Raw genomic sequence first — 23,853 nt, 5'->3', positions numbered from 1 at the left:
CGATGAGTTAATTTGTTGATTGAGAAGGTGGTTTTTGATGTGCCTATCAGGCCAGCACATCAGAAATCATCACATCAGCCATCAACCTATTTTACGAGCGGTATTGATGACGTTGACGCCGTTGAAGCGGGTGGTGGCCGAGCCGTGGCTCACGGCCGATACCTGGCTGGGCTGGCCCTTGCCGTCGAAGAAAGAGCCGAACAAGCGGTAGTCGGACTGGTCACAGATGGCCGAGCACGAATTCCAGAACTCCTGGGTGTTGGCCTGATAGGCCACGTCTTCGAGCATGCCGGTAATCTTGCCTTTCTCGATGGCGTAGAACACCTGCCCGCCGAACTGGAAGTTGTAGCGCTGCTGGTCAATCGAGAACGAGCCGCGGCCGGCAATATAAATGCCCTTGTCCACCTTGCTCACCATTTCATCCACGCTCATTTTCTCCTTACCCGGCTGCAAGCTCACGTTGGGCATGCGCTGAAACTGCACGGTATTCCAGGAGTCGGCGTAGCAGCAGCCATCCGATTCTTTCTGCCCCACAATAGCCGCCTGGTCCCGAATCTTCTGGTAATCGATGAGTTTACCGTCCTTAATCAGGTCCCACTGGCGGGTTTTCACGCCTTCATCGTCGTAGCCCACCGCACCCAAGGAGCCAGGTTGCAGCTTGTCGGCCACGATGTTGACCAGCTTGGAGCCGTAGGGAATGTTCTTGGCTTTCCACTCCAGCGTCGCGAAGCTGGTACCGGCGTAGTTGGCTTCGTAGCCCAGCACCCGGTCTAGCTCCGTGGCGTGGCCTACGCTTTCGTGTATGGTCAGGCCCAGGTGGTTGGGGTCAAGCACCAAATCATACTTGCCGGGCACTACACTTTTGGCCGTGAGTTTGGAGCGGGCCTGCTTGGCTGCGGTTGCCGCGTCTTCCAGAATATCGAAGCTGTTTTTGTAGCCGATAATGTCGGAGCCCGCCGGACCCGGAATCTTGTCGGCGGCTTTCGGCGTGAGGTACTCGTAGCCTAGCCCCATGGGCGCACTCATGGCGTCGCGGGAGCGGAACTTGCCAGTGGCTTTATCAATGGCCGTAACGGTGAATGTAGGCCAGATGCGGTGCACGTCCTGGTCGATGTAGGAGCCGTCGGTGCTGGCAAAGTATTTCTGCTCGTTTATTTGAAACAGTGAGGAATTCACGAACGAGGCACCGTTTTCCAAGGCCTTGGCATTAGCCGCCAACAGCAGGTCGGCTTTTTGCTTCACTGGCACCTCGAAGGCGTTTTGCTGAATGGGCGTTTTCCAACTGACCTCGCCGTAGCCGTTTTGCGGAGCCAGCTGCACGGGCTGTTTCTGCACTTTGGCATTGGCTTTGGCAATCTGCACGGCCAGTTGGGCGGCTTTGGCCAAGCCGGCCTCAGTTACGGTATTGGTGGCCGCAAAGCCCCAGGTACCATTGGCAATAACCCGCACGCCCGCGCCGTAACTCTCACCGCTCACAATGTTCTGCACCTGCTTTTCACGGGTGAAAATACTCTGGTTGAGGTAGCGCCCAATGCGCACATCGGCGTAGGAGGCCCCGGCGCCTTTGGCCGCATTTAGGGCGGCGTCGGCCAAGCGTTTCTTCACGGCTGGGTCCACCGTTTCCAGCAGCCGGGCTGGGTCTACAAGGTCGCCGCCCAAGCTGGGGAAAGAGGGCAAAAACAGCGCCCCGCTCGCCAAGCCCGTCAGGCCTACAAAGTCACGTCTTTTCAAAGAGAAGAAAGGTTTGGTTGGAAAGGAAGGAGAAGAACGGGCAGTTTAGGCAGAGTATTCGCAATCTGCAACCCAAGGACGCAAGCCGCAGAAAGGGGCTGCATAATGGAAGAGTGTTGGTAGGGAGAGTATAGCTCCCGCTGCTTAGGCTTCATTCAGTAAGTCTGCGATAGTAGTAAAAGAGGCTTCCTATTTGTATAGGAAGCCTCTTTCGTGTCAGATTAACAAGGTGCTAATAACCGTCATTTTGTGTTATCAGCCCGTTGGTTTGAAGCTCCGCATTTGGAATGGGCCACACATAGCGGGGGTCAGAAGTAGGAATGGCCGGAACCGAGCTTTTGCCCGGAATGGTCTGGTTAAGCCGCATAATGTCGATGTTGCGGATACCTTCTCCAATAAACTCAATCCGGCGCTCCAGTAAAATAGCATTGATTAAGTCCTGCTGAGAGATGGTAGCCGGGTAGAGGCTGCCGTTGGAGCGGCCCCGTACGGCATTCAGCAAATCCAGGGCGCGTGGAATATTCGTCGCACTGGTCCGTGCCAGCCCTTCGGCCAGGTTGAGCAGTACTTCGGCGTAGCGAATTACCGGTGATTTATCCAGATAGGGGGTGCCGCTGGCATATTTGCGCAGGTAAGAAGCGCCACCCGAAACAAACACGAAGCTTGTTCTGCGAGCATCGGTGGCCGACCAGGCCGAATTGCCTAGAATGCCGCTGGTATTCAGGAAAAACTCGCCGTTGCCCACGGGGGTTGGCGTGAAATACCCCGCCAGTTGGTTTTGAGTGCCGGGCGCGTTCTGCGCCGTAAAGGGGAAGCTGAATATGCTTTCCGACGTTTCCTGTGGCGAAGCAAATACGGCGGCTATAGACGAATTCAGGGCATGTGGCACCCCAGTGGTGGCCGTAAACGGAGCCGACGTGGAAACTATCTTGTTGGCTTCCGTTATCACGTCAGCGTAGCGCTGCATGCTAAGCAACACCCGCGTTTTGAGAGCAATGGCAGTGTTCCGATGGGCCCGCGTGATGTTGGGTGCGGCGGCGGCGTTTCCAGTATACGTGAGTGGCAGGTTGTTCTCGGCAAATTGCAGATCCGCCAGAATCTGGGTGTATACGTCGGCTACCGTGCTGCGGGCCAAGTCGTTGCCTGCCAGCGTGTTTTCGGCCTGCAAGCGGAGCGGCACCCCTGGCTTGGTGCCCGCACCGTCGGCATAAGGCCGGGCGTAGAGCTGCAGCAACGAGTAGTAGCTCAGGGCGCGCAACAGCCGCGCCTCCGCCTTGTACTGCTCGGCAGTGGTAGCGAAGGTGGCCGGGAATGTAGGCGCCACAAACTTGGCCGCGTTGGCATCCATACCGGCCAGAAATACATTGGCCTGGTTGATGGCTTGGTAAGCTGCCGCCCACAGGTTCACTACATCGTTTTGCGATGTTGGCGTTAAAGCGTGGGCCCACACGCCAAAGGCTGTTACGCTGTTAGTGGTCCGGTTAATGAAGTCATCGGCCCGCACATCACCGTACACAGTGTAGCGTCCGCCATAGAAAGCCCCAGTTTTAACATAAGCGTACAGGTTGTTTACCTGAAGTTCAATGCGGGTAGGAGTGTCAAATACAACCTGATCGGAGATAAGAGTTTCGGGAATGGGGTTCAGGTTGTCATCATTGCAGGCCCCTGTTCCGAGGCCCAGCAGTGCTGTGCAAAAAGCAACCGCCAACTTGTTTCTGAGTGTGCTATTCATCGAAGATTACGCTTTTTAGAAACCAATATTGAGCCCTACGGTGTAGGTGCGGGCCTGCCCTACGGAGTTGCGGTCAACGCCGGCTCCGCTGTTGCTGCCACCATTGGTGGAGATTTCCGGGTCGATGCCCGAGTAGTTGGTAATCAAAGCAGCGTTTTGCACCTGTACGTAGAACCGGGCGCTGCTCATGCTGAAGCGCGTAATGAGGTCCTTGTTCAGCGTATAGCCCAGCGACACATTACGTAGCCGCACAAAGTCTCCCTTCTCCACGTTCGACGACATGATCAGGGCTGAGCCGTTCGATACGTTGTCGTTGAAAACCACACGGGGCCATTTGCCGTTGGGGTTGTCGGGTGTCCAGCGGTCCAGAATGTCCACGTCGTTGTTCCAGAAGCGCTGGTCGTGCAACCCGGCTTTAGTGCCGTTGTAGATGTAGTTGCCGCCTGAGTATTGCAAGAAAACACCCAAGTCGAAGTTTTTGAATCGGAAGCTGTTGTCTAAACCACCGTACCATTTAGGTATTGTTGGACCGTAGTACTCACCATCAACCTGCTGATTGGGAGCAGCGTAAGGACTGCCCTCCAGCGTAGTCCAGCCTGTGCCCGCCCCTTGGTGATTGTACTGCACGGTAATAGTTACGGGTCTACCATTGGCATCTAATGCTTGTCTGCCGGTAGCTGGATCTATTACTTTCTTGGTGAACATCCGCTGGCCGTTTTCCGGATTGATGCCTATCGTCGGTACTGCTAGTATGCGCCCGATAGAACCACCTACTTCAGTGAAGTTTACTGTTTCGAGCCCCGACGTAGCCGTGCCGATACGTTGCCCTTGCGTTACCAGAGTGAGTACCTCGTTTTTCTGAGTGGTGAGATTGCCGCTTACCGTCCAGGAGAAATTGGTGGTTTGAATGGGGCTATACCGCAGGTTGAGCTCAATGCCGGTATTGCGCATCGAGCCGATGTTGGCGGCAATGGAATTGATGGATGTCAGGTCACCGGGACCCGTTGAGCCGGCCGGAATACCACGCGAAGGTGCGGTGGGAGCATCCAGAATCAGGCCGTCAACCAGGTTGCGGTAGTAGGAGAAATCGCCCGTAATTTTATCCTCCAGTAAGCCAAAGGTCATGCCTACGTCGGTTTTCTTGCTAGTTTCCCACGTCAGGTTACGGTTGCCGGGCCGCGAGAAATACAGCGTAGGGGAGGCCGCATACAGACCCGAGCCATAGGTAGCCAACGATACGAAGTCAGAAATGCCTTGCGCGTTACCTACTTCGCCGTAGCTACCCGTGAACTTCAGAAAACTAACAACGGCAGAGAACGGCGCATTCTTCCAGAAATCCTCTTCCGAGATAATGTAGCCAGCTGAGGCGCCATAGAAAGTGCCTCGCTTTTTGGCCCAGGCAGAATATTCGTCGCTACGTACGTTAAGCGAAACCAGGTATTTTTTCGAGAAGTCGTACGTGAAACGTCCGAAGTAAGAATTCAAAAAGTTCTCACCCTGAAAGTTGCCCGAAGCCGTAATGTTGGTGTAGTTGCCTTGGAACGTGTTGAAGAATATGTCGGCTACCTGGGTTCGGTTAGCGCCCCAGCGCTGAATATCCGTTTTCTGCTGTTCCGAACCGATAAGCAGGCCAAAGTTGTGTTTCTCACCCAGGGTCCGGTCGTATTGTAGCGTATTCTGCCAGTTCCAGCGCTTGTTGGTGCGGAAGAAGTTGGAGGCCGAGCCGCCGGTAGAGAAACCGTCGCCGGCCAGAGGCGTGTTAAACGACTTGTCTTCGAAAGCCAGATTGTTGATACCGTAGTTGGTCCGCAGGTTCAACCCACTAAGGATTTCCCAGTTGGCATACACACTGCCCTGGATTTCGTTGCCCTCGGAAGTGAAATAGTTGTTTTCTATGTCTACAATGGGGTTGTAGTAGCCAGGAATCAGTGGGGAATAGGCTAGGGGGCTGGTGCTGGATGGCAATGGGTTCAGGTTGGCTCCTGCCCCTACGTTAGCGGTTTGCGGCGTCAGGTTGGGCGTACCATCCGGGTTGCGGGCCGGAATGTTGGGCGGCAAAACGAGTGGCGCGCGGCCTAGGCCCGCTACGCTAAAAGCAGCGTCACCGATTGAGCCCGAGTTAGGCGAAGCATTCCGGGTATTGGAATAGCTGACGCGCGAACCTATCGTAAAATTCTTATATACACGATGGTCGATATTCAAACGAGCCGAAATACGCTTGAACTCGTTTTTCTCCAGCATTCCCTGCTGCCCGGTATAGCCAACCGAAGAGTAGAAAGTGGTTTTTTCGGTGCCGCCAGAAAAGCCAACGTTGTTGGAATGCGAGAAGCCGGTCCGATATACCTCATCGTACCAGCGGGTGTCTATAACGTTGCCATTGGCATCCAACGAGGGCCGGAAGGCGCCTTCCAGGTTGTTGGCAACGCCACCGGCTGCCCGTCGGTTTTCGTTCAGGTTGCGGACGGCCTCGTTCTTGATTTCAATGTACTGCTCGGCGTTCATCAGGTCGTAGAGCCGTACCGGGTTTGATACACCCACCCACGAATCGAGCGTTACTTTGCTTTGGCCGCGCCGACCCTTCTTGGTGGTTATCTGGATAACGCCGCCCGCTGCTCGTGAGCCGTAAATGGCACTGGCTGCGGCATCTTTCAGTACCTCTACACTCTCAATGTCATTGGGATTGAGGTTGCTAAGTGGGTTGTTGGCCACGTTAGCTACTGCTGATTGGTTGCCACTGTATGCCGGAATGCCGTCAATTACATAAAGTGGGTCTGAACTCAAGTTGATGGAGTTCACCCCACGGATGCGCACTACCGGTGGGTTGTTCAGTACTCCGTTCGGTGTAGTAATATTGAGGCCTGGTGCTTGGCCCTGCAAAGCTTGCTCAAAGCTCTGTACTGGCTTTTGAGCTATTACTCCGCCTTTGATAGAAGAAATAGAACCAGTTAGCTCACGCCGATTTTGGCCGCTTCCGTAGCCTACTACTACCACTTCATCAAGGCCAGTAGTGGTGGTAGCTAAAGTGACGTTGATGGCCGATTGAGAACCAATAGCCACTTCCTTGGAGTCAAATCCAACGGATGAGAACACTAGGGTAGAAGCGCCAGCCGGAACCGATAAGCTGTAACGGCCTTCGCCGTCGGTGGCGGTTCCTTGGGAGGTGCCTTTGGCTACAACCGTAACACCCGGCAGGCCGGCGCCGTCGGTGCCAAGCACCCGGCCGGTAACGGTCCGTGCCTGAGCCAGCACATCATGGCTGGCTAGGGCAAGAACGGCAATAGGTAATGAGAGTAAGGTTCTTCTCATGTGGTGAGTGATGGATTAAAAGAGTTTTAATATTTTTTCAAAAAAGCCACTGCACTGGCAACCTCAGCAAGTATATGTTATTGTTCTGTTAATAAAAAGTATGAATGGCGAATAAAATTATCAATCACTATAAATAGTGCCTGTGAGTAATTAAATACTTACTATATAAATAATCATAAATTCTAAGTGACAATGTAACGGTCTGGCACTATGGAATATGGCTGCCAATGCAAGTGGTTTTACTTGCTGACAGCCCATTACCTATGTATTCTTTAGAACGACTTCAGGGGCAGGGTACAGGTTGAACGAGGAAGGGGCGGGGCTTACCCCCGCCCCTGCGCCATTTCACCAATTCCGTTCGACGACGGGCGGGGGCAAGCCCCGCCCCTACCGCCAAAACTGCTCTGATAGCTCAACAGGAGGCTAAGTGAAGAGTATGTATCTTGAAATCAGCCTATCAGCCCCAATAAATCAGCCATGATATCTTGCCAAGGCTGGGCTAAATTGATGGTGACGATGCGCACGGGGTGGCCGCCGAGGGTGTAGCGTACGTCGAGGGTTTGAGTGGCGGCGGGGTAAAGTAGGATGCCTTCCAGGTGTTGGCCGGGCGCGGCGGGCTGGTTCTGGAGGTAGGCGTACAGCTGGTAGAGGTGGGGCGAAATCAGCTTTTGCTGGTCGTAGCGCGGGCGCAGGGCCGCAGCGTAATACTTGGTATCAAGGATGATTTTGCGGTCTGGGGCCTCCAGCGTGGTGTCGGTAATCATGGCCGGGAGCAGGTCGAAGGCTTCCGGAGATTCGGCCTCGGCTTGCCAACGGATGGTTTCCGACAATACCCGGAAATGGCGCTGCTCTAACTTGTAGAAGTTGCGCACGAACTGCTCGAAGAGGCGCGCCATTAGGGGCTCGTCGCGGCGGAAGTCGCGGAAGCGGGGGCGCCCGGCGGCAGTGGGGGCGGGCAGGGCGCTGTGGTACACCAACTCGCACACGTTCAGCAAAAACCCTGGTAGCCCGGTGGGCCGTAACCGGTGCACTAAGCGGAGGGAAGTAGCGGAAAGGGCCAAGGGTTCCATTCCTGCCGGAAACCGGCGTTGCGTTAGTTTCAGCTCGTGGCGTAGGGCAGCGGGTAGTGCGCGGGTATGAGCAAGCTGCTGCAACGTACCAAGTAAGAGTTGATTGAGCGGAGTGTTGGCGCTTAGCTCATCGTAGCTGCAAATGGCCCGGCCCTGCCCAAGCAGGTTACGAGCGACGCTGGGAGCCAGCAAGATACGGCCGCGCAGCTCTGGCAATTCCTCTTCCCGCTCGGCATAGGCCACTGGCAACCCCTGGCGCAGCAACCGGCGCGTGCCGGTCAGGAGTACGTGGGCCAGCAGCTCCTGCGGCCGGTGAAACGTATCCGCCTGCACCGCCAACAGCTCCGCCTGTTCCGGTAGCCGGTTCCAGGCGTAGCACAGCAGGTAGTACAGGTTTTGAATCGGAATCATGAGTGAATGGATGATTGGATGAATGGATATGTGGTGTAGTGTATCCAGTCACCCACTCATCCGCTCATCCATTCATTGGAAGCTCCTTAGCGCAGCAGCCGTTTCTTTTGGGCGGCGGCTTTGGCGGGCTGGTCCAGCCAATAGTCGTCGAGCAGGGGCGCTATTTCCTGCTCCAGGATCAGGCGTAGCCACTCTGGGGCGGCGGCGGGGTTGGTGGGCGGCTGGCAGAAGTAGCTATGGCCGATGCGGTAGTCGGGGCCAAGCTCCGGGTCGTCGGCAATAACCTGGTTCAACTCAATGAGGCGCGCCGTCAGGAGTTCAATAACCGAGGCGGGTACATTTTGCGCCCTGAGAAATTCCTGTAATGGCACCCCAAACTCCGGGGCCAGCTCCACAAAGGCAAAGCGGCGGCGCAACGCATAGTCCAGCGGGGCCAAGCTTCGGTCGGCCAGGTTCATAGTGCCGATGATAAACACGTTGGCCGGCACGAAAAACCTTGGCGCCTCGGTGGGGGCGTAGGGCAGGCGCACGGCGTGGGCGGGGCCGCGCTTGTCGGCTTCCAGCAGCAGCAGCAGCTCCCCGAAGATGCGGCTTAGGTTGCCCCGGTTTAGCTCGTCAATCAGCAGGAAGTACGGCCGCTCTGGGTCCTGCGCGGCCCGTTGGCAAAACGCCAGTAGCACCCCATCCTGCAACTGAAATACGCCTTTGGCATCAGGCCGAAAACCCTGCACAAAATCCTCATAGCTGTAGCTCGGGTGAAACTGCACCAGCTCCACGCGGGCGGCATCGGTGGCGCCCAGCTCCAGCCAGGCCAGCCGCCGCGCCAGAAACGTTTTGCCGGTGCCGGGCGGGCCTTGCAGAATCAGGTTGCGGCGGCGGTGCAGGGCGGCCAGGGTGGCATCCAGCTGCGCTTCCGAAACAAACAGCTCTTCCAGCGCCACGGCCCGATTGTAGGGCTGGGCCGGCGGCGCGTTGTACGAAGCAGTGGGTTCCTGCACGGTGGTTGCCTCGGGCGTAGCCGGTTCCGGCGGAGTAGGGTCGGGCGTATGAGGGCGCCTGGCTTTGGCGCGGGTGATGCCGGTGTGCAGCTCCTGCATGGCGTCCTGGGCCGCCACGTCGCCATCCATAGTGGAGTTTTCGAGGGTGGGGCGCTTGGTGGCAATGGTGAAATCGAGCTGCTCCAGCACCCGGTTGGTAGGGGCTCCGGCGGGCAAAGGCCAGGTGGCTTTGGGCTGCTTGGTGGCCAACCGATACGCCAGCTGCGCCACCGCCCGCGGGGCATAGCGCCGGCCCTGATACACCAGGTCGTACACGGTGCTCAGCGGCATGCGGGGGCCTTCGTGGTCCAGCTGTTGCAGCGCCCGCAGCACCTGCTCGCGGGTCAGTAAACTTGGGTCGGGTTCAGGTTTGGGCATCCGTTTAAAAGTACGAGCAAAACCTATTCAAGGCGTAATTAGGTCCCGAAACCGTCAATTTCAAGCGCTAAAAAAGCCCGGCTGCGGGTGGCAACCGGGCTTTTTCCAGGGCAGGCAGGCTACGAGCCTTTCTGGGTGGTTTTCTTTTTGCCGTCGGGCTTGTCGGCTTTGGTTTCTTCGTTCTTTTTCTCGTCGCGCTTGGTAGCCGGATCGGTATGCTGGGGCGTGGTGGTGGGCTGGGCCATGATAGTCTGGTTAAGAGGATGGATACTATCCGCAGCTATACGAGTGCCAGCCAATTACCGCCGGGCTTTGCTGAAATCCTGTTAGTCGGCCACACCCACCGTGCGCTGAATACCCAGCTTTTTCATGCGGGCTTCCAGGGTTTTGGGGTTGATATCGAGCAGCACGGCCGCGCCGTTGGGGCCGCTTACCCGGCCGCCGGTGCGGTGCAGCGCCGCCAGAATATGGTCGCGCTCCTGCTCTTTCAGGGTTTTGAGGGGGCCGCCGGTTTCAGTGGGAGCCACAGTAGGCCGGGTGGCCGAAAAGCCCGCGAATTCCAGGAATGGCCCCTCGCTCACAATTACGGCCTGCTCCAGCACGTGCTCCAACTCGCGCACGTTGCCGGGCCAGCCGTATTGGCGCAAGCCCCGTAAGTCCCGCTCCCGCAGGCCGCGCACCGGCTTGCCCATCTGCTTGGTGAAACGCTCCAAAAAGTGGCGCATCAGCGGCTCAATGTCGTCGGGACGCTCGCGCAGGGCGGGCAGCCGGATGGGAAACACGTTGAGGCGGTAGTACAAGTCGGCGCGGAAACGGCCGGCGGCTACCTCGTCTTCGAGGATGCGGTTGGTGGCCGCAATTACCCGGGCGTCGCTCTTGATGACGCGCCGCCCGCCAATCCGCTCGAACTCTTTTTCCTGTAACACCCGCAGCAGCTTGGCCTGCAAGTCCAGCGGCAGCTCGCCTACTTCGTCCAGGAAAATAGTGCCCCCATCGGCCATTTCAAACTTGCCGATGCGCCGGTCGTGGGCGCCCGTAAACGCGCCTTTCTCGTGCCCGAATAGCTCACTCTCTATCAGCTGAGCAGGCAGAGCGGCGCAGTTCAGCTTGATAAGGGCCCGTTCCCGGCGCGGCGACAAATTGTGCAGCGCCCGCGCCGCCAGCTCCTTGCCGGTGCCGGTTTCGCCCTGAATCAGCACGGTGGTATCGGTGGGGGCTACCTGCCGGATGCGGGTCTGTACTTGCTGCATCACGCCGCTGGGCCCCACAAAATCCTCGAACTTGGCCGTGGTGTTGATTTCGTCGATGAGGTAGGTTTTCTCCTGCTCTAGCTGGGCACGCAAGGCCTCAATCTGCTCGAAAGCAAAGAGGTTTTGCATGGCCAGCGTGAACTGGGGCGCTAGGCTTTTCACTAGTTCCAGGTCGGCGGGCGTGAAGTTGTGGGGGTTGCGGCTGGCTAGCACCAGCACGGCCATGTGGTCTTGCTTCACCCACAGCGGTACCCCCAGCATCGAGCGGGTGCCGTGCTGCTCGGCGGCGTGGCGCAACATCCGGTAGCGGGCCGTGAGGGCAATGAAATCCTCGCCGGTATGAATGCCCGGCTCGGCAAACAGCCCGAACGTTTCCACCTGCATGGCTTCCCGGCCTTGCAGCCCTTCCCACCGGTCCTCGCTCAAGGCCTGAAAGGTGGTGCCCCCGAGCTTAGCGAATTCGGCGAAGCTCTCGGTGGCAGCGCCCCGCCGCTGAATGCGCAGCCCAAAATAGTCGCAGGGCACGAGGCGGTCCAGTTCGGTAGCCACGGTATGGAACAGCTGCTCCCGGTTTTTGCTGCTGAGCAGGGCATTGTTGATGGACAACTGCACCGATTTCTCCTGCTCCCGGCGGGCCACTTCCTCGAAAGCCAGCGCATTGCTGACGGCTACGGCAATCACACTACCAATCTTTTCCAGCAGCGTCAGGTCGTCGGGCGCGAAAGTGGGGCGGCGGCGGGCTGCCATAACCAGCAGGCCCACTAGCTGGCCGCTGGTGCGGAGCGGCGAAATAGTGAGGTTAGGCATTTCCCGTTTGTACATGCGCTTGAACGGCAGGTAGTCTGGGTATTGGATCAGCAGATCGGCAATATCAACCTGCTGCACGCGCGGTTCGCGCAGGAACAGCTCGATGGGCGAGCCGGCTATGGGCGTAGCATCGGGCTGGTCGGACATTATGGGCGGCGCCCCGTCGAGCAGGTCGCGCAGGAAAATGCGCTTCTGTTGGAGGGTACTGTCGAAGGTGATAATGGCAATGCTGTCGAAGGGGAAAATCAGCCGCAGCTTCTCGGTCACTATTTTAAACAGCTTCTCCTTGGTGCGGGTGGTAGCAATAGCTTCGTTGAGATAAAGCAGCAACGATTCGTCCTGATTATTCATGGTTGAGCTATATGATTTAGGGAGTAAAATTCCTTAAATATCAGGATTATTATTGAGTAATTTCTGATATGTGAGGAAATAAAAACTGCTTGAATTGGGTGGGATAAGTCTGTGATAAAAAAATAAAGTGCGTTTAAATGCAATGAAGCCAGGTTTTGCTGTGGATTAAATAGTTTTTAATGCTTTGGCACATGATTGGGTAAGAGGCTGGCACCAACAAGTGGAATTTATGATGCTTTCCCGATCAACCTTAGCTGCTCCAATACTTACAACCCTCGGGTTGCTGGTAGGCACCGCGGCTTATGCCCAAGTACCTATTGCCACGGCTACCGCCGGCGACTCCCTGACGCTGGAAACCACCGTGCGCACGGTGCTGGATGCCAACCCTGCTATCAATGCCTTGCAAGAGGAAGTAAATCAGGCGCAAAGCCGCCTCAACGAAACCCGCACCTACCTGAAGCCAGTAGTAGATGGTACTGCCAGCTACACCCGCATCGACCCGGTAGTGAAAATTCCGCTGGGGGATGCTACGTTTCAGCTGGCGCCGGCCAACAACTACGACACCCACGTAACGGCCCGGTATACGCTGCTGGACTTCGGGCGGGCCAACGCGGCTATTGACGTTGCCAAAAACCGCGCCCTCACCGCTACCGACCAAATCAACGTAACCCGCCGCGACCTGGCGTATGCTGCCGCGCAGAGCTACTACAGCATTCTGTTTGCCCGCGAAGCCATCCGGGTGCAGGACGCTCAGATTGCCTCGCTCCGCCAGCACCAGCGCGAAATGGAAAAGCGGGTGCAAGGCGGTGTCAGTACCAACTTCGACGTGACGACCACCCAGGTACGCATTGCCCAGGCCCAGGACCGCAAGATTGACTTGCAGAACCAGCTCCGCAACCAGGAAATTCAGCTGGCCCGCTTGCTGCACCGCCCCGAAAACGAGGTAACGCCGGTGCGCGGTCGGTTCGAGTACAACCCACAAGCGGTAGACGTAAACGCGGCCCTGGCGAAAGGCTCGGAAAACCGGCCCGAAGTGAAGCTGGCTAAAGATGCCGAGCAGGCCGCCGCTGCGCAGCTGCGGGTGGCCGAAACCAACAACAAGCCCACGCTGAACGTGCTGGCCCAAGCGGGTGGCAAAAACGGTTACATCGTGCCTAATCTGGAGCGGTTCCGCTTCAACACGGTAGCCGGCGCCCAGCTGTCCATCCCGATTTACGATGGCAACAAAAACAAGTACCAGCGTATCACGGCGCAGTCGGCTATTAAAGGCGCGCAGGCCCGCACCCAGGACACCCAGGAGCAAGTACGCGCCGACGTGTTGCAGGCCGTGAACAACATGCAAACCAGCACCGCCCGCTACGACAACTCCGAGGTGCAGATTGGGCAAGCCACCGACGCCCTCACCCGTGCCAAGTCGCGCTACCGCTACGGCGTGGGCAACAACCTCGACGTGCTCGACGCCGAAACCCAGCTGGCCCAGTCGCGCCTCTCGCGCCTCCAGGCCATCTACAACTACACCCTCGGCCAGTACCAGCTCCGCCGCGCCACGGGTGAGCAGATATGGTGAGATGGTGAAGTGGTGAACTAGTGAGTTTGATGTTCTGACCGTGCAATCTGCGCGAGAGGTACCGATAGAACGCCAAACTCCTTACCCACCACCACCTCAACTCACCATTTCACCACTTCACCATTTCACCTTCCATGACCCTTACATCCATTCTTTGTCCGATTGATTTTTCGGAGGCGACGGGGCCATTGGTGGCGTACGCGGCGGCTTTGGCGGCCGGCACCGGCGCCAGGCTGCTGCTGCTGCACGTGCTGGAGCAACAGCCCATGCTGGCCGGCCCTACCGACCTGAACCTGGCCCAGCAGCTAGCCGGCTACCACGCCAGCGCCGAGAAAACCGGCGCCCAGGTGAGCACCGCCATTGTGCCCGGTACCGATGCCGCTACGGAAATAGTAGCTGCCGCCCAGCGCCACGCCGCCGACATGATTGTGATTGGGGCGCACGGCCGCACCGGCCTCACGCGCTTCCTGATGGGCAGCACCGCCGAAGGAGTGGTCCGCACGGCGGCGTGCGTCACGCTGCTGGTGAAGTCGCCTACCGAATCGGGGGCGTACCGCAAATCGGCTTAAGCGTTTAGCAGGCTTCGGGGTTGATAACCAAGCAGCCAGCCGCCGAAAAACGACAGTAAATACCTCTTCGTCTTCGTAGAAGAAAAAGTAACCAACAACCAGAAACCAGCAATTCTTACCATATGGCAACCTCCGTTCAACAAAATCCAGCTGTAGCTCCCAACCCTTACGCGGAGCCCGTGGAAGAGCAACCAGAGGGCCGCTCGAAGCGCCCGATTATCTTTATTGTCCTGGCGCTGGTGCTACTGGTGGGCGGCTATTTCGGGTGGCAGCGCTACCAGTTCAGCCAGGCCCACGAGGAAACCGACGATGCCCAGGTGGAAGGCGACGTGTACCCCATCATCCCCCGCGTAGGCGGACCCGTGCTGGAAGTGAAAGTGCAGGACAACCAGCAGGTGAAAAAAGGCGACGTACTGGTGATTCTGGATGCCGCCGACTACCAGCAGCGCGTAAATGCCGCTGAAGCCGGCCTGGCCGCTGCCAAAGCCAACGTAGTAGCTGCCCAGGCCGCCGTGGGTACGGCCCAGGCCAACGTGCGCACCGCCCAGGCTACCATCGGGGTGAGTGCCGCCACCCGCTCCCGCCTCCAGAAAGATTTGAAGCGCAGCGAGTTTCTGCGCAAAGAAGACATCATCCCGCAGAGCGACCTGGACGCGGTGCAGGCCAACCTGCAATCCACTTCGGCGCAGGCTACCACCGCGCAGCAGCAGGTGGCCGTGGCCCGGCAGCAGGTAGCTGCCGCGCAGCAGCAAGTAGCCGTGGCGCAGGCCGTAGTGAAGCAGCGCCAGTCGGACCTCGACAACGCCAAGCTGCAACTCAGCTACACCACCATTGTAGCGCCCGGCAACGGCATTGTGAGCAAGAAAAACGTGCAGCCCGGCCAGGTAGTAGGCCCCGGCCAGCAACTGATGGGCCTGGTAGCCAGCGGCCAGACCTGGGTTATTGCCAACTTCAAGGAAACCCAGCTTGGTGAGATGCGCGAAGGCCAGCCCGTGAAAGTAGAAGTGGATGCCTACCCCGGCCGCGAGTTTGAAGGTAAGATTCAGTCGTTGTCGGCGGCTACCGGTGCCCGTTTCGCTTTGCTCCCCCCCGATAACGCCAGCGGTAACTTCGTGAAAGTAACCCAGCGCGTACCCGTCAAAATCGTGCTCGACAAAGTAGACCCCGAGCACCCCCTGCGCGCCGGCATGAGCGTGGTGGCTACGGTGAAGGTGAAATAGTGAGATAGTGAGATGGTGAACTGGTGAGTTTGATGTTCTAACCGCGCAATCTGCGCAAGCGGCGCAAACCGAACATCAAACTCACCAGTTCACCATCTCACTATCTCACCATCTCATTACCGCGGCTTGGCTTTCTTGCGAGCAGTAGCTAATACAGATAGAATTTCTGTGTATTCCTTCTCCAAGCCGAGTAGTCGGTCTTTGGGCAAGATACCAGCGTCGCCGATGAGTTCGAGCCAAAACAGTGTTTCATCAGCTTCTTCTACGCAGATGCACAGCTTGGCATACCATTCGGCGGCCGAACGGCCCCGGCAAGCAGCTCGAAAATTAGCAGCTACTGAGGTAGCAGATCGTAATAATTGTTTGCCCAATATGTTCGCCTCGCCAGTGCGGGGCAGGTGCTGAAACAATCGGATTACTCGCAACGAGGCTTCTTTAGTTCTCTTTCGGTAAGTATCGTTGAATGGCACATTGGGTATAACTACCTCTTCCATAAAGTGAATAAGTAAGGATGATGTATTGCAAGTAAGAACATCAGACTCACCATCTCACTATCTCACCATCTCACCATTCATGGAAACCGGATTTACCAAGTGGATCATCGTCGTTACGGTGGTGATGTGCTGCTTGCTGGAGCTTATTGATACCAGCATTGTAAACGTGGCCCTGACCCAGATGATGGGTAACCTCTCGGCCACGCAACAGGAGGTAACCTGGGTAATTGCCTCGTATGGCATTGCCAACGTAATCGTCATTCCGATGACGGGCTTCCTGGCCGAGCAGTTCGGCCGCAAAAACTACTACCTCGTCTCGGTTATCATCTTCACGCTGGCCTCCATTGCCTGTGGCCAAAGCACCAACATCTGGGAGCTGGTAGCCTTCCGCTTCATCCAGGGCATTGGCGGCGGCGCCCTTATGGCTACTTCGCAGGCTATCCTCGTGGATACCTTCCCGCCCAAGCAGCTGCCTTTGGGGCAGGCCTTGTTTGGCATGGGTGTCATCATCGGCCCCACCATCGGCCCGACGTTGGGTGGCTACATTGTGGATAACTACGACTGGCCCTGGATTTTCTACGTGAACGTGCCCGTTGGTATTCTGGCGTCCATCTTCACCATGCTGTTTATCCGGGACCCTGAGCGTATCAAGAATGCCATTCCGCGGCCCCTGCGCGAAATCGACTGGGCCGGGGTGTTTCTGCTGATTCTGGGTGTCGGCTCGTTGCAGCTGGTGCTGGAGCAGGGCGAAACCGAGGACTGGTTTGAAAGCCTGTACATCAACAGCTTTGCGCTGCTGGCTGCCATTGGCCTGATTGGCTTTGTATGGCGCGAGCTTACGGCCCGGCAGCCCATTGTGGATTTGCGCATTCTGGGCCGCAGCCGCAACCTGGCGGTGGGCGCGGTGCTGTCGTTTGTGCTGGGTTTTGGCATGTTTGCGTCGGTGTTCATCTTCCCCATCTTCACTCAGCGTATCCTGGGCTTCACGGCGGCCCAAACCGGCCTGATACTGCTGCCGGGCGCATTGGCCTCGGGCTTTATGATGCCGGTAATTGGGAAGATGCTGCAAGCCGGCGTACCGCAGAAATACATGATTCCGACCGGCTTCCTCATCTTCTTCGTCTTCACGTTCTGGATGGCCCGCATCATTTCGCCAACGGCTGGTGAGGAAGACTTCTTCTGGCCCCTGATGGTGCGCGGTTTGGGCATGGGCCTGATTTTCCTGCCCATCACCACGATGAGCCTGGCCGGCCTGAGCGGCAAAGACGCCGGGCAGGCGGCCGGCCTCACCGGCATGATTCGGCAGCTGGGCGGCTCGTTCGGGGTGGCCATCGTGGGCACGTATCTGGAGCGCAGTATTGCCCAAAACCGCATCGGTCCGCTGGCTAACATCTCGCTCTACGACACCAACACCGTGGAGCGGATTCAGGCTTTCACCCAAAACTTTGTGTCGCGCGGTTTCCCCCTGGAGCAAGCCCGGCAGCAAGCCTACGCCGCCCTCGAAGGCATCCTGATGAAGCAGGTGTCCATCATCACCTATTCCCAGGTGTTCACCATGATTGGCCTCTTCTTCGTCGTCTGCCTGCCGCTGGTGCTGCTCATCAAGCGCGCCCGCCGCGGTGAAGCCATCGACCTGAACGCCGCGCACTAGGCGGTGAAATGGTGAACTAGTGAGATGGTGAGTTTGATATTCTCACTACCACCCTTCACTTCTGTGTGATGACAGGTGTAGTAAAGCAAAACGCCCCGGTAGCATACTGCCGGGGCGTTTTGCTTTATACTCTGGTTGGTCTGGTGCTGACTCCAGAACGTCAACTCACCATCTCACTAGTTCACCATTTCACCACTATTGATACTGAATGTACAGCGGCTTGGGGTTGAGCTCGGCTAGCACTTCTTTGGGGGTCATGATGTGGTGCGGAGCGGGGCGGGCGTCGTACTCGTAGAACAGCTTGAAGCCGGTGTACTGCACGGGCTGCTTCTCGATGTAGGCTTTGTAGGAATCCTTTTTCAGGATGGGGTTGCCCCAGCCGTCCATGTGCATTACCACCTGCACGCGCGGGTCGAGCTTGATGTTTTTATAGTTGGTAATCATGCCCTGCGTGAAGCGGTGCACCGTCAGCACTTTCGGCGGGAGCTTGTTTTCGGCTACAATACGGGCCAGGAAGTTGATGGTGTAGTTCACGTCCTTGGCATCGTAGGTCCCGATTTTCTTGCCGGGGCGCACGCCCTTGGTAGCCATGGCAAACTCCGGGTCGATGCCGAGGTGAATGATGGGGTCTTTCAGGTATTTTTCCAGCTTCGGCAACTCGTGCTCCAGGTCGCTGAGGCCCACCTGCACGTCCAGGAACAGGATGCAGTTGTGCTCCTTGGCCCAGGCTATTACCTCTTCAATGGTGGCGCTGGAGTTCATGAGGCGGTACTTGCCATCCTTGCCGGCCGCGCCCTGCGCCGTAATGGTTACGTTGTGCAAGGCCGGCTGAATCGGTAGCGACGGGTCGGCTTCCTGCCATTCCTTCTGCACTTTCTCGAACTTGCGGAACATCTGGTCTTTCGGCTCGCGGCCCAGAATACCCATGCCTTTCGCCCGAATGTTGCCGTAGAACGCCACAATGCGGTGGCCCGGCAGAATGGCGCCCGGCAGTTGCCCGCTTTTTTTCACAATAGAATCGGCCTTGAGCGAGTCGCGGCGCATGGCCGCCCGTTTCAGGGCCAGGGTATCTACCACCGCGGGCTTGGTGGTGTCGGCAGTGGTGGCAGAATCGGCAGATTCGGTGCCGGAGCGGGAGCCGCAGCCTGATAAAGTGGTCAGGGATAAGGCAATGCCCAAGCTGGACAGTGCAAGGCTAAGCGAAGAGATATACCGCACTACAGGGAGCTGAAAGTAGGAAGGGAAAGTGCTGGAAAGTTACACTTTTATTCCCTAGGCAGTAACTGGATGATTGGGGGAACGGATGATGGGATGTGTTGTTTGCGTGTGGTACGCCGCCAGCACATCCCATCATCCGTTCCCCCAATCATCCAGTTACTGATACTGAATGTAGAGCGGCGAAGGCGTAAGGGCGGCCACTTCTTCGGAAGTCATCAGGCGGGAATTGGCGCGCAAGTCGTTTTTCAGGAAGATTTTGAAGCCGGTATACTCTACGGGCTCCTGCCTGATAAACTTACGGTAGGAGCTGCGCTTCACCTTGGGCGTACCCCAGCCGTCCATGTGCATCACAATCTGCACGCGCGGGTCGAGCCGGATATTCTGGTAGTTGGTCACCATATCCTGCCGGAAACGGTGCACCACCAGCACCTTGGGCGGCAGCTGGTTTTCGCTCACGATGCGCGCCAGAAACTGCCGGGCGTAGTTGATGTCGGCGGCGTCGAACTCGCCCACCTCGGTGCCCGGCCGCCGCCCCGATTTCATCGAGAATTCCGGGTCGATGCCCAGGTGCACGAAGGGCAGTTGCAGATACTTTTTCAGCTGCGGTAGCTCGTGCTGCAAGTCGCTCAGGCCCACCTGCACGTCCAGAAACACCAGCATGTTGCGCTCCTGTGCCACGGCCACCATCCGCCGAATGGTGCTGTCGGGAAGGGCCAGGCGGTACTTACCATCGGCTCCGGAGTCGCGCTGGGCAATAACGGCCGTCATGTGCAAGGCGGGCCGCACCGGCAGCGAGTCGGTTTGCTGCCATACGGCCACCCGCCTATCCAGGCGGCGCAGCATTTCGTCTTTGGGGTACTGCCCCAGAATGCCCATGGCCTTGTGCAGCGGGTTGCCATAAAACGCCACAATACGGGCATCGGGCAGAATAGCACCCGGCAGCTGCCCACCCGCCCGCGCCACGGAGTCGGCCCGCAATGAGTCGTAGCGCACGACTTCCCGCTTGCGTTTGGCCAGGGCCGCTGCGCTGATTTTGGTAGGAGCAGATTCGCAGCCTACGAGGCCAAGCGAAAGAACGGCGCAACCCGCTACGGCAAGTAGCAGGCTGGCAAAGCGGTAAACAAAGGGAAATACTGACACCAGAGCAAGCGGATTGGAAGACGAACTACAGCAACAACCAGTGGGCTTTTTAGGGTCGGAAGCGCGCGGGATAAAATTCGGGCTTGGCATCTAAGGTACAATCCAACCAACGAAAAAGCCAGTCCCAGGCCTTACGGCGCAGGTACTGGCTACGGTTTCGGAAAATGATAAGAAGTAGCTTATTGCTGTTGCGCCGGGTAGGTAACCGACACTATTTTCTGGTTTGGCAGTTTCACCTGTGCTTGGTTTAAGGTGAAGGCAATAGGTACGGTGTACGAAACGGCCACCTGTTTACCGTCCTGGCTGCCCGGCGTCCAGGTGCCCGGTAGGTTGCGCACAGCATCCAGGGCGGCTTCGTTCATGGCCTGGGCCGCCGGCGCCATATTGGCTGGGGCGCTTATTCCCTTTTTGAGGCTAACTGCCTGCATACTTCCATCCGAGGCTATAATAAAGTCAACGAATACTTTGCCCTCCAATTCGGCCTTCAGCGCCGCCGCGGGGTAGCGTAGCTGCTGCGTTATATCGGTTAGTAGTTTAGTCATACCACCTGCATACTCGGGCATATGCTCTGCGAAGGCATAAACGGCCGGCGGGGGCGGCGGTGGAGGCATTGAGTGGCTGTCTGAGGAGGTTGCAGTGGGCGCAGTGGGTTCAGCGGCCTTCTCGCAGGAAATGGTAACGAGCAGCACCGCGCTAACGGGCAGGATAAGCCACTGTTTCCAGCGGCGCACACGGGGGGATGATTGAAGCATGGCAATACGGGTTAGAATGGGAGAATGGGTGAAAGAATGCGGTAGAGGTAGGTTCGGGTATAGCCGCCGAAGCGCCAGGCGGGCCAGCAGCGCCACGTAAGTAGCCGGGGTAGTAGAAGGAGCAGCAGCAGCAAGCACGGCGGCATCGGCGAGGTACTCGTGGGTGAGGGCCAGGGCACGCGGATAGCCATGCACAAAGGGGTTGAACCAGAGCACCACTTGCAGTACTCGCAGGTGGAGCTGCTCCCAGGTATGGCCCTGCTGCACGTGCACTAGTTCATGGCAGAGCACCTGCTGCGCTTCGGTGGGCGCCAGGTCGGCGGTTTCATCCCAGAACACAAAGCGGCCGAATGAGCTGATAGGCAGCTGCCCGCTGGTTGACACCAGGGTGTACCCGGCGCGTGGTTGGCGCGGTAGCCGCCGGGTGGTTTGCCACAGGCGGAATACCTGCCAGCCTAAGCGGGCCACCCCCAGCCCGACACCGGCCACATACACCAGCGGCAACCACCCCCAGTAAGTAGGAGAAATGCCAGTGGTACTGACCACTGCGGTGGGCAACACAAAGGCCGGAGCAAGCAACGCGGAGGGAGCCGCCTGACTTGGTAGCCAGCTACCCAACTTGGGCGCAAGCACAGTCAGGATTGGAGGCAGTAGCAAAGCCAACCACGGCGTGTAGCGCAGAAACTGCCGGTTATAGTGAAAGTGGGTTTCCCGGCGCAAAGCCAGCCAGTAAAGCAGCCAGCAGGCCCCCAGGCACAGCGTACTTTGCCACATCCAGTTGAGTAGGGCGGGAGTTGTCATCGGGAAAGGATAACGGTGGTGAGGAATGTGGCTGAGTGAGCCGGACCACTCAAGAACTGCTGTGAGTTGGTAGAGGTACTACACGCTCTATCTTAGTTGAGCTGGATACTTACAGCTGGAAGGTGATGGGCACGGTATACGACACGGCCACTTCTTTCCCGCGCTGCATGCCGGGTTTCCAGGAGCGGGGCAGGTTGTAAAGAGTGGCCACAGCAGCTTGGTCCATTTCTTTGGCTACTGCCTCCAGGCCTTTTGGCGCAAGCACACCCTTTTGCAGCCCAATGTTCTGCATGCTACCATCGGCAGCCACCACAAACTTGACGAAGGCCACGCCATCAAGCTTAGCGGCCTTGGCGGCTGCCGGATACCGCAGCCGCCGGAGTAATTCGGCTAGTAGCTGGCCCTGACCGCCGGGGTATTCGGGCATTTCCTCTACCTGCGCGTACACATTATGGCTATCGGGGGCAGGACGGGGCGGATTACGGAAGACATCTTTGTCATTAAAAGCGTACCTAGCCCCACCAGCAGCAGTTGAATCAGGAGCCATGATGTTGTAGCCAGGCGCGGCAACTGTTCCTTTTGCCAGGTAAAACGCAATGGGTACTGTATAGCTGACGGCTACCGGAGTACCGTCCTGAGTGCCGGGAGTCCAGCGGCCCGGCAGGTCTTGCACAACCTTGACGGCTAGTTGCTCTAAGCCCCGCGCAGCGGCTTGCTGCTGGAGTGAATTTGTTGGGATTCCCTTCTGTACCTGCACCGCTTGCACTGTACCATCGGTAGCCACCGTGAATTTCACAAACACTTGGCCTTCCACTTTTTCCTGAATAGCCATTTTGGCTATAGCGGGATACTCGTAGTGCATATTAAAAGAAATATCCTTCACCAGCCGCGACATACCGCCTTGGTAGACAGGTATCTGCTCGGCGCGGGTGTAAGTTGAATCTACAGTGGTAATGGGCGGTGCTAGCTCCGTTCTTTTCTCGCAGGCAACCGTAACGAGCAGCCCAAAACTAACCGGCAACAACAGCCACTGCTTCCAGCGGCGGGCATAACGAGGAGTGTGTAGCATGGCAATGCGGGCTAATAGTTGAGACTGACTAAACGAATGCATGGGCGGCAACTGGAAGCGCAGCCGCTGCAACGCAAGGCGCGCGAGTAGCGCCGCGTATTTAGTGGGCGCAGCTGGGGCAGGTAGGGTTTCAAGCACCGCCGCGTCGGCAATGTATTCGTGGGTTAAATCGAGGGAGCGGGAATAGCAGTGCACGAAGGGGTTGAACCAGAGCACTGCCCGCGCCAGCTCTAACAGCAGCCGTTCTTGGGTGTGGCCTTGCTGCACGTGTATTAGTTCGTGTGCTAATATCTGGTTGGCTTCGGTGGGCGTGATTTCCGCGGCTTCGTCCCAGAAAATCAGACGTCCGAAAGAGCTAATGGGTAGCTGGCCGCTGGTTAAGACTAATGTAAAGTCCTCGTGCTTTTCGCGGGGCAACTGACGCACTTGTCGCCATAGTGCTAGTAGCTGCCAGCCCAGTTGCATTAACCACGCTAGCACGCCGGCCGCATACAGTAGGGGCAGCCACGTCCACCAAGAGAATGGCGCCGAAGCAACTTCCGTAACCGGCCCGCTGACTACTATAGCCGGAACCACTGCAATTGCTGGAACTGCTAGCACCACAGGGGCCGACTTCGAAGGCAGCCAGTCGCGCAGCCAAGGTGTTGCCGCGGTTAGTAGGAGTGGCAGTAGCAACGCCAGCCAGGGAGTGAGCAGCAGATATCGGCGGTTGTAGTGGAAGTAGGGCTCTTGGCGCAGGAATTGGTACAGCAGCCAACACACGCCTAGGCACAGCGTGCTTTGCCACATCCAGCTAAGCAGGGCGGCTGTCGTTGGCAGGAGCATCATCGTCGGGGCTAAGGTCTTGCTGCGCGTGGCGGAGCAGTTCTTCCAGCTGCTTGGCGTCGAGGTCTTCTTCTTTGGCGAAGAAGGAAAGCAACCGGCTGAACGACCCCCCAAAGTGTCCGCCGAGCAGCTTGCGCAGCGAGAAACGCCGGTAGTCGTCTTGGGCTACCAGAGCGTGGTAGCGGTGAGTGCGCCCGAAAGCCTCATGGCCCACAAATCCCTTCTGTTCCAGAATCCGGATGATGGTGGACACGGTGTTGTAGGCGGGCGGCGGGGCGGGCATATCGGCCAGCACGTCCTTCACGAAAGAAGGGCCGCGCTGCCAGAGCACCTGCATCACCTGTTCTTCGGCGCGGGTGAGTTCGGGGAAGGTTTGCATAGACAATCAGGGGTTGAATCGAATGTATAACTAAATTTTTAGTTATACAACTATTTATTTAGGTGATGGCAGGAAAGTCGATTCTTTGGATTGCA

17 protein-coding genes are annotated in these 23,853 nt (G+C 57.6%); 4 read left to right on the top strand and 13 right to left on the bottom strand.

Annotation, left to right across the window (positions count from 1 at the left end; all coding sequences use genetic code 11):
* Positions 1-81 precede the first annotated feature (81 nt).
* From J0X19_RS10290 to J0X19_RS10265, 7 genes are all read right to left on the bottom strand, one after another.
* A complete protein-coding gene (locus J0X19_RS10290; protein ID WP_206984271.1) occupies positions 82-1,731 on the bottom strand; it encodes a TldD/PmbA family protein in 1,650 nt (549 codons plus the stop codon).
* 232 nt (positions 1,732-1,963) lie between these two features.
* A complete protein-coding gene (locus J0X19_RS10285) occupies positions 1,964-3,439 on the bottom strand; it encodes a RagB/SusD family nutrient uptake outer membrane protein (RefSeq protein WP_242582414.1) in 1,476 nt (491 codons plus the stop codon).
* A 39-nt stretch (positions 3,440-3,478) separates the two neighbouring features.
* Entirely contained in the window at positions 3,479-6,769 is a 3,291-nt protein-coding gene (locus J0X19_RS10280) for a SusC/RagA family TonB-linked outer membrane protein (protein WP_206984269.1), read from the bottom strand.
* A gap of 449 nt (positions 6,770-7,218) precedes the next feature.
* A complete protein-coding gene (locus tag J0X19_RS10275) occupies positions 7,219-8,262 on the bottom strand; it encodes a 5-methylcytosine restriction system specificity protein McrC (RefSeq protein WP_394369109.1) in 1,044 nt (347 codons plus the stop codon).
* A gap of 74 nt (positions 8,263-8,336) precedes the next feature.
* Complete coding sequence (locus tag J0X19_RS10270; protein WP_206984267.1) at positions 8,337-9,665, bottom strand: AAA family ATPase; 1,329 nt, start codon at positions 9,663-9,665, stop codon at positions 8,337-8,339.
* A 119-nt stretch (positions 9,666-9,784) separates the two neighbouring features.
* Positions 9,785-9,910, bottom strand: a complete 126-nt coding sequence (locus J0X19_RS24995; protein WP_257573119.1) for a hypothetical protein — start codon at positions 9,908-9,910, stop codon at positions 9,785-9,787.
* Positions 9,911-9,991: 81 nt separating this feature from the next.
* Complete coding sequence (locus J0X19_RS10265; RefSeq protein WP_206984266.1) at positions 9,992-12,073, bottom strand: sigma 54-interacting transcriptional regulator; 2,082 nt, start codon at positions 12,071-12,073, stop codon at positions 9,992-9,994.
* Between the two features lie 229 nt (positions 12,074-12,302).
* Between J0X19_RS10265 and J0X19_RS10260 the strand changes: the two genes are divergently transcribed.
* From J0X19_RS10260 to J0X19_RS10250, 3 genes are all read left to right on the top strand, one after another.
* Positions 12,303-13,640: a TolC family protein gene (locus tag J0X19_RS10260; protein ID WP_206984265.1), complete on the top strand. Its 1,338-nt coding sequence runs from the start codon at positions 12,303-12,305 to the stop codon at positions 13,638-13,640.
* Positions 13,641-13,774: 134 nt separating this feature from the next.
* Complete coding sequence (locus tag J0X19_RS10255) at positions 13,775-14,209, top strand: universal stress protein (protein WP_206984264.1); 435 nt, start codon at positions 13,775-13,777, stop codon at positions 14,207-14,209.
* Positions 14,210-14,331: 122 nt separating this feature from the next.
* A complete protein-coding gene (locus J0X19_RS10250; protein WP_206984263.1) occupies positions 14,332-15,429 on the top strand; it encodes an HlyD family secretion protein in 1,098 nt (365 codons plus the stop codon).
* A 116-nt stretch (positions 15,430-15,545) separates the two neighbouring features.
* Here the strand turns inward: J0X19_RS10250 and J0X19_RS10245 are convergent, their stop codons facing one another.
* On the bottom strand, positions 15,546-15,923 hold the full coding sequence (locus tag J0X19_RS10245) for a four helix bundle protein (protein ID WP_206984262.1): 378 nt from the start codon (positions 15,921-15,923) through the stop codon (positions 15,546-15,548).
* A 79-nt stretch (positions 15,924-16,002) separates the two neighbouring features.
* Here J0X19_RS10245 and J0X19_RS10240 point away from each other — a divergent pair, with 79 nt between their 5' ends.
* Positions 16,003-17,574: a DHA2 family efflux MFS transporter permease subunit gene (locus tag J0X19_RS10240; RefSeq protein ID WP_206984261.1), complete on the top strand. Its 1,572-nt coding sequence runs from the start codon at positions 16,003-16,005 to the stop codon at positions 17,572-17,574.
* 195 nt (positions 17,575-17,769) lie between these two features.
* On the opposite strand, the gene J0X19_RS10235 is transcribed toward J0X19_RS10240, so the two are convergent.
* The 5 genes from J0X19_RS10235 to J0X19_RS10215 all read right to left on the bottom strand — a co-directional run bounded on the left by J0X19_RS10235 (position 17,770) and on the right by J0X19_RS10215 (position 23,758).
* Positions 17,770-18,792 carry a hypothetical protein gene (locus J0X19_RS10235; RefSeq protein WP_206984260.1) on the bottom strand — a complete coding sequence of 341 codons (1,023 nt, stop codon included), beginning with the start codon at positions 18,790-18,792 and terminating at the stop codon, positions 17,770-17,772.
* A gap of 156 nt (positions 18,793-18,948) precedes the next feature.
* Complete coding sequence (locus J0X19_RS10230) at positions 18,949-19,932, bottom strand: hypothetical protein (protein WP_206984259.1); 984 nt, start codon at positions 19,930-19,932, stop codon at positions 18,949-18,951.
* Between the two features lie 179 nt (positions 19,933-20,111).
* Positions 20,112-21,485, bottom strand: coding sequence for a M56 family metallopeptidase (locus tag J0X19_RS10225; protein WP_206984258.1), 1,374 nt, complete (start codon positions 21,483-21,485; stop codon positions 20,112-20,114).
* 109 nt (positions 21,486-21,594) lie between these two features.
* Positions 21,595-23,382: a TonB family protein gene (locus J0X19_RS10220; RefSeq protein ID WP_206984257.1), complete on the bottom strand. Its 1,788-nt coding sequence runs from the start codon at positions 23,380-23,382 to the stop codon at positions 21,595-21,597.
* Positions 23,348-23,758: a BlaI/MecI/CopY family transcriptional regulator gene (locus J0X19_RS10215; RefSeq protein WP_206984256.1), complete on the bottom strand. Its 411-nt coding sequence runs from the start codon at positions 23,756-23,758 to the stop codon at positions 23,348-23,350. The genes J0X19_RS10220 and J0X19_RS10215 overlap by 35 nt, the downstream gene beginning before the upstream one ends.
* Positions 23,759-23,853 lie beyond the last annotated feature (95 nt).

It is taken from the genome of Hymenobacter telluris (genome assembly GCF_017313265.1).
Lineage (GTDB): Bacteria > Bacteroidota > Bacteroidia > Cytophagales > Hymenobacteraceae > Hymenobacter > Hymenobacter telluris.
Note: the sequence above shows the minus strand (reverse complement) of the source record. Positions and strands in the feature narration are given on the sequence as shown.